At 59.6% G+C, this 12,160-nt stretch carries 8 protein-coding genes; 5 read left to right on the top strand and 3 right to left on the bottom strand.

Annotated elements, in window-relative coordinates; all coding sequences use genetic code 11:
• Window positions 1-3 precede the first annotated feature (3 nt).
• Together QVF59_RS03980 and QVF59_RS03975 are read right to left on the bottom strand one after the other, a co-directional pair.
• Window positions 4-2,871 carry an adenosylcobalamin-dependent ribonucleoside-diphosphate reductase gene (locus tag QVF59_RS03980; protein ID WP_287877518.1) on the bottom strand — a complete coding sequence of 956 codons (2,868 nt, stop codon included), beginning with the start codon at window positions 2,869-2,871 and terminating at the stop codon, window positions 4-6.
• 233 nt (window positions 2,872-3,104) lie between these two features.
• On the bottom strand, window positions 3,105-6,428 hold the full coding sequence (locus tag QVF59_RS03975) for a DUF748 domain-containing protein (protein WP_287877517.1): 3,324 nt from the start codon (window positions 6,426-6,428) through the stop codon (window positions 3,105-3,107).
• A 176-nt stretch (window positions 6,429-6,604) separates the two neighbouring features.
• On the opposite strand from QVF59_RS03975, the gene earP reads away from it, so the two are divergent.
• The 3 genes from earP to QVF59_RS03960 all read left to right on the top strand — a co-directional run bounded on the left by earP (window position 6,605) and on the right by QVF59_RS03960 (window position 9,028).
• Entirely contained in the window at window positions 6,605-7,762 is a 1,158-nt protein-coding gene (gene earP, locus QVF59_RS03970; RefSeq protein ID WP_287877516.1) for an elongation factor P maturation arginine rhamnosyltransferase EarP, read from the top strand.
• A 57-nt stretch (window positions 7,763-7,819) separates the two neighbouring features.
• Window positions 7,820-8,383 carry an elongation factor P gene (gene efp / locus QVF59_RS03965; RefSeq protein WP_159875403.1) on the top strand — a complete coding sequence of 188 codons (564 nt, stop codon included), beginning with the start codon at window positions 7,820-7,822 and terminating at the stop codon, window positions 8,381-8,383.
• Window positions 8,384-8,485: 102 nt separating this feature from the next.
• A complete protein-coding gene (locus QVF59_RS03960) occupies window positions 8,486-9,028 on the top strand; it encodes a DinB family protein (RefSeq protein ID WP_287877514.1) in 543 nt (180 codons plus the stop codon).
• Between the two features lie 47 nt (window positions 9,029-9,075).
• Here QVF59_RS03960 and zapE read toward each other — a convergent pair whose 3' ends face one another.
• The gene (gene zapE, locus QVF59_RS03955; protein ID WP_287877512.1) at window positions 9,076-10,239 is read right to left on the bottom strand and encodes a cell division protein ZapE; all 1,164 of its coding nucleotides are present in this window, start codon (window positions 10,237-10,239) and stop codon (window positions 9,076-9,078) included.
• A gap of 292 nt (window positions 10,240-10,531) precedes the next feature.
• Between zapE and QVF59_RS03950 the strand changes: the two genes are divergently transcribed.
• Window positions 10,532-11,272: an acetoacetate decarboxylase gene (locus tag QVF59_RS03950; protein ID WP_287877510.1), complete on the top strand. Its 741-nt coding sequence runs from the start codon at window positions 10,532-10,534 to the stop codon at window positions 11,270-11,272.
• A gap of 15 nt (window positions 11,273-11,287) precedes the next feature.
• On the top strand, window positions 11,288-12,070 hold the full coding sequence (locus QVF59_RS03945; protein WP_287877508.1) for a 3-hydroxybutyrate dehydrogenase: 783 nt from the start codon (window positions 11,288-11,290) through the stop codon (window positions 12,068-12,070).
• The last annotated feature ends 90 nt before the right edge of the window (window positions 12,071-12,160 follow it).

Raw genomic sequence — 12,160 nt, 5'->3', positions numbered from 1 at the left:
ACCTTAACCGCAAGCCCCTACATGGCCGCAGGCGGTGCAAAATTCGCAGCCGTCCTTCTTGATGAGGGCATGGTTGCCGCATTCCGGGCAGGGTTTGCCGGACAGGGGCTTGAGTGCCGCCTGGGTGGCGGCTTCCGGGCTGAACAGATCGCTCTGCTCCGGCACCATCACCCCCATCTCCTCCAGCGGCACGCCATCCTGGGTCAGCACGCCCAGCATGGCGTAGCGGTGAATCATCAGCTGCGCCATATAGGCGACGGTGGACGGCCAGCTTTGCGATTTTTCCTGGCCCGGAATGCGGGCAAAGAAGTCGCCTTGCGGCTCGGCATAGCTCAGCAGCTTGCGCAGCTTCATGCCGATCCAGGCCGGGTCGATCACCCGCATGTCCAGCGACAGCATCTTGCACAGGCCATCCAGTTCGCGCGGATAGTTGCCGGCCAGCCATACCGAATACGGGCGGCGCTGGCCATTGGGCAACACCAGTTCTTTCAGGAAGAGCACGAAATCGTCACCGGTTTGCGGGTTGGCCACATCCACCGACCAGCTCATGGTGCCATCGGTGCCGGATTTGGGCTCCTTGCGGGCAAACAGCGCATCCATCACCGGGGTGGGTTCGTGCTGGTCGGCGGTCAGTGCGCCCAGCTGCTCCACGCGATGACGCACCACCTGACCCAGCGCCGCAGCGGCCGAAGTGGCATACACGGTGCGTTCACCCAGTTCAAACACATAGCGCTTGTCGCCATTGGTATGCGACAAGGCTTCCAGCTTGGCCGACAGCCAGGCATGGTCGCGGCAGCGCATGTCCATCGACAGCGTCTTGGCAATCGCGCCCAGGCCACGCTGTTCTTCGGTGGCATTCACCCAGCACTCAAACGGCGTGATGCGACCGTTTTCCACATGCCCCACCACCACGGCAAAGTCACCGGCCGGGCCTTCCACCATATAGGTCCAGGAGGGGTTGCCTTCCTTCAGCTTGGGCCGGTTCGGCCACTTCAGGCTGGCCAGCGCCGGGCTGGGCGCGGTATTCAGGGTGATGCGGCGGTCCGGGTCGCCATCCTGGCTGGCGGACAGGTCTTGCGGGGCTTCCTTGGCACTTTCCTTTGCCGGCTCGATGGACAATACCGAACCAAGCACGCTGTTGGGGCGGTAAGTGGTAATGCCTTTCAGGCCATTGCGCCAGGCTTCCAGATACAGGCTTTCGAAATCGGCAAACGGGTAATCCGCTGGCACATTCACCGTTTTGGAGATGGCAGTGTCGATATATGGTGCCACGGCGGCCACCATGCGCATATGGTCCAGCGCGCTCATTTCCAGGGCCGAGACAAAGTAGTCCGGCAGCGCCTGGGTGTCGCCACCCTGCATGCGGTATACGCGATAGGCGTGGTCTTCCACCAGATATTCCTGAGTAGAGCCATCAGCCATGCGCTTTTTGCGGGTGTAGAACCAAGAGAACGGCGGCTCGATGCCATTGCTGGCGTTATCGGCAAAGGCCAGCGAAATGGTACCGGTAGGGGCAATCGACAGCAGGTGCGAGTTGCGGATGCCGTGCTTGCGGATACGGGCCTTGATGCTGTCCGGCAGGCGGCTGGCGCAATGCGGTTCGGCCAGGTATTTGTCCTCATCAAACAGCGGGAATGCACCTTTTTCGATGGCCAGATCCACCGAGGCGTCATAGGCTGCATCGCGCATGGATTCGGAAATGCGCGCGGCAAAACGACGGCCTTCTTCGCTGTCGTAGCGTATCTTCAGCATGATCAGCGCATCGCCCAGACCGGTAAAACCCAGGCCGACCCGGCGCTTGGACTGCGCTTCGCGCTCCTGCTCCTTCAAGGGCCACACGGTCAGGTCCAGCACATTGTCCAGCATGCGGATGGACATGCGCACCACGCTCTCGAAGGCCTTGAAATCAAAGCTGGGCTTGGCACCAAACGGCTGACGCACGTATTTGGTGAGATTGACCGAACCCAGGTCGCAGCAGCCGTAATCCGGCAGCGGTTGTTCGCCGCAGGGGTTGGTGGATTCAATCACCTCGCAATAGGACAGGTTGTTGTCCTGGTTGATCTTGGACATGAACAGCACGCCCGGCTCGGCGTGGTCATAGGTGGATGCCATGATCTGTTGCCACAGATCGCGCGCCGGGATGGTGCGGTATACCCACAGGCCGTCGGCACGCTGGTAGTGGCCGGGGAAGGCGTCGGTGGCCGGCTCCACACTGTGGGTCAGTTCCCACTCGGCATCAGCTTCCACCGCACGCATGAAGTCATCGGACACACCAACCGAAATATTGAAGTTGCGCAGGTCGCCCTTGTCCTTGGCGTGGATGAAGTCTTCCACGTCCGGATGGCTGACATCCAGCACACCCATTTGCGCACCACGGCGGGCACCGGCCGATTCCACTGTTTCGCAGCTGCGGTCGAACACCCGCATATACGATACCGGCCCGGAAGCGCGGCTATTGGTGCCTTTTACCCGTGCGCCCTTGGGACGGATACGCGAGAAGTTGTAGCCCACGCCACCGCCACGACGCATGGTTTCGGCGGCTTGCAACAGGGCTTCGTAAATGCCGGCCTTGCCGTTGGAAGGTTCGGAGACGGAGTCGCCCACCGGCTGGACAAAGCAGTTGATCAAGGTGGCGCGCAACTCGGTGCCCGCAGCGGAATTGATGCGACCGCCGGGAATGAAACCATTGTCCAATGCCTGAAAGAACAGCGGCTCGAAACGGGCCGGGTCCTGCTCCAGTGCCGCCAGCGCGCGCGCAACACGCTGTCTGACTTCACTGACGCTCTGTTCATTACCTTTGGCATACTTTTCCAGCAATACCTCGCGCGAGATATCCTGCTCCAGCATGACGGCACTGTTTTCACGCTTCATTCCGGCCCCTCGATTTCCTGAAATTTTTGAGAATTTTCCTGACTTCTGCAGCCTTGCCATTTCGGCAATCCATGCACTCTACGCCTGTTCGCCAGGCAATGCACACCTTGACACGCTCTGGTGAGCGTGTATCAAGCAAGCCGGCCAAGCCACAACATCTGGCAAAAGAAAACGGCGTATTACACTATATGTAGTTACGCCGTTTATTGATGGACATCAAGCCATTTCAGGAACTATTTGCTGGATAGCTTGATCCCCAGTGCCACACCGTCCCGTTCGGCGCGGGTTTTAACCGGCTCGCCCACAGTGAGGCGATCGGCCAGAGTGTTGTCAATTCGCATCATCACCTTGCGGGCATTTTCCGCCCGCTGCCGCGCCAGCAGGTGCAAGGCGGCATCGTCCACTTTCTGGGCAGCAATCAGCTCACCACGCAGCAGCTTGGCCAACGCGGCACCGGATGGTCCACTCGGATTCAGGGTACGGGACATCAGCTTGAGTCGGCCCAGATCATGCGCATAAACCGTCTTGATGGCATCCAGCATGGCCGGGTCTGCCATATCCGGCACCGGCAGCGGTTCACCTGGCAGCAGACTGCGTCCGGCTGCTTGCAGAATGGCGCTGTCGATACGCGCCCGTGCCAGCTCCTTGCTGTCCACATCCGGATCGTAGCTGCCGGCTATCTGCAGCTGCATCTTGGGCCGCTTGGCCATGACGCCGGCCACCTTTTCCAGCTTCTCGCGCTCCGGTGGTGCCACGCTGGCTTCGCCCGGAATGAAGTACACGCTGTCAAAGCCTTCGCCGCCCAGCAGGGCACCCAGCGCCCGGAACGGCGCAGTTACCACCTTGGTCACCACATTCACCAGCGCCTTCCACACAATCTGGCCATAGCTGAACTGCGGGTCGTCCAGGCTGCCGGATACCGGCAGGTCCAGGTCAATCTTGCCGTCGCTATCCTCCAGCAAGGCCACCGCCAGTCGCAGCGGCAGGTGGGTTCCCTTGTAGTCCGGTACCTCGTCGCCCAGCTGGATGGTGTTGATCACCACCCGGTTCTGCCCCTTCATCTGGCGATGTTCCAGCAGGTAATGCAGATCTACCGTCAAGCGCCCATCGTTAATGCGCCAGCCGGCAAAGGTGGTGGCATAGGGGTTGAGGTTGTTGAGCGGAATATTACGGAATGACATGGTGATGTCGGTATTGTCGGTTACCGCCATCGGTGCCAGCGCACCACGAACCCGCACATCGCCGTACTGATCCACATCACCATCCAGTGTCACGGTGCCGGTACGCCCCGGACGGGTGGACAGGCCCTGAATCGAACCGCGCAGATGGTGCATCTGGGTGGCAAAGTTGGGGTTCATGCTCTGGTCGGCAAACTGTACCCTGCTGCGGTTCAGGTGGATGCTGCGGATATCCACCGGCGGTATGGCCGCGGCAGTGGCTGTTTTGGCCGGCGCTGCCGGCGGTGTAGCCGCCGCAGGCTTGGCGGCAAAAATGCGCTGCCAGTTGAGCTGACGCTTGGCATCCAGAATCAGCCGCGCTGACAAGGCTTCCAGCCGGATATCCTGCACCGCCACGCTGAGCGGCACTGCCGGGGTGCTCTGGGCCTTGATGCCATTCACCTTCAGATTGTCCCAGCCCAGCAGCGGCAGCTTTTCGCCCGGCTCCATGATGGCCAGTTTGCTGATACCGGCAGTGCCGGCCACTTTCCAGCCCTTACTGGCCGATTCCACATCCAGCGCCGCATTCAGTTGGCCGCCGCGCATGTGCAGCGGGGTGGTAGACAGGCCGTAAGGCGCAAACGGTACCAGCGGCAGGCCATCGGCCTTGATCTGTCCCTTCAGCGCCGCCGTAGCCGGGTCCAGCTGCAGCGCGGCCTGCAACTGGCCGTTCTCCAGCTTGCCATCCAGCGTGACGGCCAATTGTTGCGCATCGAGACTCTCCACCCGGGCATTGAGCGCCCGCAAGCTGGCCGTTACCGGACGCGACAGGGTGTAATCGTTCCAGCTGATTTCACCATCACTCAGGGTGAGTGTGGGGTAATGCAGCTGCCAGCCCGGCTTGTCCTGCTGCGCGGCTGGTTTGGCGGCTGCAGCCGCCGTCTTGCCACGGGCAAACAGCTGGGCCAGATTCAACTGCCCTTGCTTGTTGCGCTCCACCGCCACCCGCAAGCCTTGCAGTTCCACGGCACCAGGTTCAAGCAATTGTCCCTGCTGCACGATGCGCGAGGGCTGCACACTAAGCTTGGCCAGCGTGATTTTCTCTGACTGCGTGGCATTGCCCAGCTTGATGTCAGCCAGTTCGCCAGCCAGCTTGTCCACCGCAAAACCACGTTTCGGGTCGAGTTCAAAGCGGGCATGCAATAGCGGCAGGCGTGCCGCCACTTGCAGCGGGGTGGCAAAACCGGCATCGCCAAAGCGGTATTGCCAGTTGGCCAGCTTGATGTCTTCCACCTTCACCTGCCATGGCGAAGGGGCTGCTTTGCTGTTTTCGGTCGATGCCGCACCGGCTGCCTTGCTGGCAGGCAGGGCTGCCAGCCAGTCCAGACTACCGTCTGCCATGCGCTGTGCTTCCAGGCTGCCGCCATCCAGCGCGATCTGTTGCAGGCTCAACTGACTATGTTGCAGGTCAAAACGCCCCCCTTTCAGCTGCAAGGAAGGCAGGACAAAGCGATGCTGCGTACCGGGAGCCTGCATCTGCAAGCCCTTGAGCTCGGCACTGAAAGGGCTGATCTGCAACTGCGGCTGCTTGCCTTTCAGGTCGAACTGGTAGCTGGCCTGTGCCGACAGCGTGCCTTGCGGCTTGGCAATATTGAAATGCGGTTTAACGTATTCCCAGATGCTGGCCAGGGTAAAACCACGAATGCTGGCGGTGCCACTCGATTGCAAGGGCTGCAATTGCAGGCTGCCTTTCCAGTCCAGTTGCGTACCGTCGCCCAGGGCCGCATGCAGGCGATAGCCACCGGCTTCGGGCAAGGTGGTGAGATCGGTCAGCGCCAGATTCAGCGGCGAAACCTTGAAGCTGTCAGTACCGGCCAGTTGGTCCTGGAACATGACCTGGCCATTGCGGATGTTCAATGCCTGGAGCAGGAATTTGGTCGGCGAACCATCGTCTTTTTTAGGCTGGGCCGGGCCGCTGGCATCACTGATGAAGCGCGCCCAGTTCCACTGGCCTTGGGCGTTACGCTGTACCCATACCTTCGGGACATCAACGCTGAATTCCGACAATTGCCAACGCCCCAGCAGCAAGGCTGAGGGGTCCAGATTCACATACACCCGATCCGCGGCAAACAGCGGCGCACCCTGGCCTTCGGTCAGCTGTAACTGACGCACTTCCACGGCCATGCGCCAGGGATTGATGGATACCTCTCCCAACGTCAGCTTGCGGCCGATACCGGCTGCCCATTTAGCCGCCTGGCTCTGGACAATGCCCGGCGCGATACCAGCCAGAAACCCCCACAGCAACAGCAGGATGGCGGCAATGCCGGCCAGCCAGCGCCGCCAGCGTGCAGGTCGGCGAGAGGAAGTAGGTTTCCCGGTACTCTGATCAGTTGCGCTCATGACAATCTTCTTTTTGACAGCAGTTTTTCATTTTAACTGCTTTATCAAACAGTGTTAGTTACATGTTGTTAGCAATGTTGTCATCGTCGCCAGCAGCCATCATCTGCCGGAAGCCAACCCGGCAAGCAGCATGGCCGCGTGCTATGCTGCGCCAGCCTCCCTTAACCCTGCATGCCATGCCACATTCCAAACCGTTAAGCTGGGATATTTTCTGCACCGTCATCGACAACTACGGTGATATCGGCGTCGCCTGGCGACTGGCGCGCCGGCTGACGCACGATTTTGACCACGCGGTGCGCCTGTGGGTGGATGATCTGGCCAGCTTTGCCCGTATTGCCCCCGTGCTTGACCCATCCTGTCCCAGACAGGAGCTGGATGGCATCACCATCTGCCAGTGGCAGCCGGATGCCACCTTTACCGACTACAATCCCGCGCAGGTAGTCATTGAGGCCTTTGGTTGCCGCCTGCCTGATGCGGTAGCGCTGGCAATGGCCAAAGCAGCGGTCACACCGGTATGGATCAATCTGGAATACCTGTCGGCCGAAGACTGGGTGGAAGGATGTCACGGCATGGCCTCGCCCCACCCGCGCCTGCCCCTGACCAAATACTTTTTCTTTCCCGGCTTCACCGAGCACACCGGCGGCCTGCTGTGCGAGGACGGGCTGATCACCACCCGGCAGCGCTGGCAGCAGGACAGCCTGGCACAGCGCGCCTTCTGGCAGATGTTCGATATACCGGAGAAACAGCCGGAAGAATGGCGCGTCAGCCTGTTTGCCTACGAAAATCCCGCCGCGCGCGAACTGCTGGATTACTGGACGCACAGTTCCATGCCGGTGCACTGCATGGTGCCGGAAGGCAAGGTGCTGGCCGATGTGGAGGCGGTGATGGGCCAGCGGCTACAGGCCGGCCAGCATATCAGCCGTGGTGCACTGACCGTGCATGTGTTGCCGATGACCGATCAGGACAGTTACGACCTCACCCTGTGGTCGTGCGATATCAACTTTGTACGCGGCGAAGACAGTTTCGTGCGTGCGCAATGGGCAGGCAGGCCTTTCATCTGGCACATCTACCCGCAGGACGACGCAGCGCACATGGTGAAGCTTGATGCCTTTTTGTCACACTACTGTCGAGGTATTGACGCAGCAACCGCCAGCACGCTAAAGGCAGCCAGCCATGCCTGGAACCATGGCCAGGGTATGCTGCCCGCCTGGCAGGCATTGGAAAAGTATCTGCCGCAGTGGCACCAGCTCAGCCGCAGCTGGCCGGACAAACTGCTGCACGCGGGAGACTTGGGGATGCGGCTGGTGCAATTCATACAAAACCGGCTAAAATAGCCCGTTTTTCGGAAACCGTTTTCCGAGTTCAATCAAGAGTTTGGGACTTTACACGTAATGAAAACCGCACAAGAACTCCGCGCTGGCAACGTATTCATGGTAGGCAACGACCCGATGGTCGTGCAAAAAGCTGAATTCAGCAAATCCGGCCGTAACGCTTCCGTCGTGAAGATGAAGATGAAGAACCTGCTGAGCGGCGCCGGCTCCGAAGCCGTTTACCGCGCTGACGACAAGTTCGATGTCGTGGTTCTGGACCGCAAGGATTGTACCTACTCCTACTTTGCTGACCCGATGTATGTGTTCATGGACAGCGAATTCAACCAGTACGAAGTAGAAGCCGACAACCTGGGCGACACCATCAACTACATCGTTGACGGCATGGAAGACGTTTGCCAGGTTACCTTCTACGATGGCAAGGCCATCTCCGTTGAACTGCCGACCACCGTGGTTCGCGAAGTGGAATACACCGAGCCGGCCGTACGTGGCGATACCTCGGGCAAGGTTCTGAAGCCGGCCAAGCTGGTTGGTACCACCTTCGAAGTACAGGTTCCGGCCTTCGTGGTTACCGGCGAAAAGATCGAAATCGACAGCCGCACCGGCGAATTCAAGAAGCGCGCCTGATCGCCTTCCTGATGCTGTAGAAAAAGCGACCCACGGGTCGCTTTTGTTTTGCCTGTCATTCGGACAAGTGCTGCGTTATCGTGCTGTTTTCCGGAGGGGATCATGGACCGACTCGAACAGCTTGCGCTGCAAGCCAGCTACAACCAATGGATGAATGACAAGCTTTACCAGACAGCAGCCCGCTTGCCAGAAGCCGCGCTGCAGCGTGGAATGGGAGCCTTCTTTGGCTCGGTATTCGGTACGCTCAATCACATTGTGGTGGGCGATACCCTGTGGCTGCAGCGCTATCGTCAGCACCCGGCTGGCTTTCCGGCCTTGCACGCATTACAGGACATCACGCAGCCGGCTTCGCTTAACGGCTTGCTGTTTGATAATCTGGCTGCGCTCAACACGCGCCGCCAGCTGCTGGACCAGGTCATCATCCAGCTGTGTGCCCAGCTACAGGACCGCGATCTTGATCAGCCGCTGGCCTATCACAACACCCGCGGCGTGGCGCAATGCAAGAACTTCCACGCCCTGCTGCTGCACCTGTTCAATCACCAGACCCACCATCGCGGTCAGGCTACGACCCTGCTATCGCAGCTGGGCGAGGATGTGGGTATCACCGACCTGATTGCACTGATCGACGACATTCCGCCAGCCTGACACAGCAAAGGCCAGACAAAGTCTGGCCGTAGACGGAGCATGCTGGCTCAGATCACCACGCCTGGCGGCGGCTGGTCGTGCGTCTGGCCCGCACTCTGGTGCGGCAGTTCCAGATAACTCTTGGATTGCATCTCGGTCAGGCGGCTGGCGGTACGGAAAAACTCGCTGGCCTGCACGCCGTCGGTATAGATGTCATCGATTTCCACGACAGCAGAGGCAATCAGCTTGACGCGGTTGTCGTAAAACACATCCACCAGCCAGGTAAAGCGGCGGGCAATGGAGGCATCCTTGGCCGCCAGTTTAGGGATGCCGCTGATGAACACGGTATGGAATTCGGTGGCAATTTCCAGATAGTCAGTCTGCGCCCGCGGGCCATCGCAAATGGCGAAAAAATCGAACCAGATGATGCCCGGTGCCAGTTTCTTTACCGGAATCTGCCGCCCCAGCACTTCGATTTCCTGCTTGGCAATCAACTCTTCGCTGCTCAGGCGGGTAAACATACCTTCCATGCGCGCCTGGGCAGCAGTGTCGTCCGGCACCATGAACAAGGGCTCGCGCGTCAGTTCGCGCAGGCGGTAATCATTGCCGCCATCCACGTTCAGCACATCCAGCTCACGCTTGATCAGTTCGATGGTGGGCAGGAAGTTCTGCCGTTGCAGGCCATTGGGATACAGACCGTCAGGCGGATAGTTGGAGGTGGTAACCAACACCACGCCACGCTCGAACAAGGCACTGAGCAATCGACCCAGCATCATGGCATCGGCAATGTCGCTGACATGGAATTCGTCAAAGCACAGCAGGCGGGTTTCACGGGCAATCTTGTCGGCATAGGCCAGCAAAGGGTCTTTGCTACCGGCCAGTTGGCGTAGCTCGCGGTGCACCTCAGCCATGAAATTGTGGAAATGGATACGGCGCTTGCGGCGGTACGGCACGCAGGCATAGAAGGCGTCCATCAGGAAGCTCTTGCCACGACCGACACCACCCCAGAAATACAAGCCGCGCGGCACATCCGGACTGCGCAGGCTGCGTCCCAGAAAGCGGTTGCGTTTATCCTTGAACTCCAGCAGCTGATGCCACAATGCGTCCAGGTGTTCGATCGCGGCAGCCTGGGCCGCGTCATGAATGAAACCGGGCTTTTCACTGGCGGCCTGATACCAAGCTTTGGGACTGGTCAGGGCGTTGTCATCCGGGGAAAAGGTATGCTGGGACATGATATGTGCTGTTCTGTTGTTGGTTTTGGCGCAGGCTGGCACCGGCGCAATGAAGCCATACCGCGAACCCTGCCCGACCGGCGATTAATAGCGCATGATAACCCGAATCGACACGTTGCCGGTCAAGTGAAAAACAGGGCCGGACATGCAACTGCAATCCCTCATACCTGACAATTAGACCAGTCACCACGATCTGGCTGTGAGCAGCCTCGCCAGACATCCTTTACGGGCTGTCGCCCGTAGCCATGGCGGCATGCAATCCAGCAACGTAGACACCCTTACAGGTACGGCCATGAATATCGAACAGATTCGTCGGCAAGCCTTTGCCATGCCACTTACCAGCCCGGCCTTTCCACCCGGCCCCTACCGCTTTTACCAGCGGGAATTCTTCATCATCAGTTATCGCACCGACCCGGACAAACTGCGTGCAGTGATTCCTGAGCCACTGCAAATGACCGAGCCGGTGGTCAATTTCGAATTCATCCGCATGCCGGATTCCACCGGTTTTGGCGACTACACCGAAAGCGGCCAGGTGATTCCGGTTTCCTATCAGGGCAAGCCGGGCAACTACACCCATGCCATGTACCTGAACGACCATCCGCCAACCGCCGGCGGCCGCGAGTTGTGGGGTTTTCCCAAAAAGATGGCCAGCCCCCGTCTGCAAGTGCATACCGACACCCTGGTGGGCGAGCTGAACTACGGCCCGGTACGCGTGGCCACCGGCACCATGGGTTACAAACACCGGGAACTGGACGGGCAGGCCATTGCCGAAAGCCTGCGTACCACCCCGAACTACCTGCTGAAAATCATCCCCCATGTTGATGGAACGGCGCGCATCTGCGAGCTGGTGAGCTTTCCCATGCTGGATGTCACCGTACATGGAGCCTGGAGCGGCCCGGCCGCGCTGTCATTGTTTGCCCATGCGCTGGCTCCGGTAGCCGAGCTGCCGGTGCTGGAAGTATTGGGTGCCAAACATTATGTTGCCGATCTGACCCTGGGTCTGGGCAAGGTCGAGTTTGATTATCTGGTCTGAAACAGGAGAAGCCTCATGAAGCTGCAAGGAAAAGTTGCCCTGATTACCGGTGCCGCCAGCGGCATTGGCCGTGCCATTGCCGAAACCTATGCCCGAGAAGGGGCAGCAGTAGCCATCGCCGACATCAATCTGGCAGCGGCCCAAGCCACGGCCAGCGCAATCGAAGCCGCCGGTGGCAAGGCCATGGGTGTGGCGATGGATGTCACCAACGAGGAAGCCGTCATCGCCGGCACCCAGGCAGTAGTGGACGCCTTTGGCCAGCTGGATATTCTCATTTCCAATGCCGGCATCCAGATCATCAGCCCGCTGGTGGATTTCAGCTTTGCCGACTGGAAAAAAATGCAGGCCATCCATGTCGATGGTGCCTTCCTCACCACGCGCGCCGCCCTGCCCCATATGTACAAGGACAAGCGCGGTGGTACCGTCATCTACATGGGTTCGGTACATTCGCATGAGGGATCAAAGCTGAAATCCGCCTATGTCGCCGCCAAGCACGCGCTGCTAGGGCTGAGTAAGGTACTGGCCAAGGAAGGGGCAGAATACAATGTGCGCTCGCACGTCATCTGCCCCGGCTTTGTCCGTACCCCTCTGGTGGAAAAACAGATCCCGGAACAAGCCAAAACGTTGGGTATCAGCGAAGACGAAGTCATCAAGCATGTAATGCTGGGCGACACGGTGGATGGCGTATTCACCACGGTGGACGATATTGCCCAGACCGCACTGTATCTGGCCGCCTTCCCCAGCGCGGCACTGACCGGGCAGTCCTTTGTGGTCAGCCACGGCTGGTATATGCAATAAGCGCACACCAAGCAATGAGCGGAGCCCCTGCTTTTTGGTTGCAGGCGGTTCCCCTCTATACGGCAAACCAGCAACAGCCGCACACCGATG

The organism is Aquitalea sp. (assembly GCF_030150775.1).
Lineage (GTDB): Bacteria > Pseudomonadota > Gammaproteobacteria > Burkholderiales > Chromobacteriaceae > Aquitalea > Aquitalea denitrificans.
Note: the sequence above shows the minus strand (reverse complement) of the source record. Positions and strands in the feature narration are given on the sequence as shown.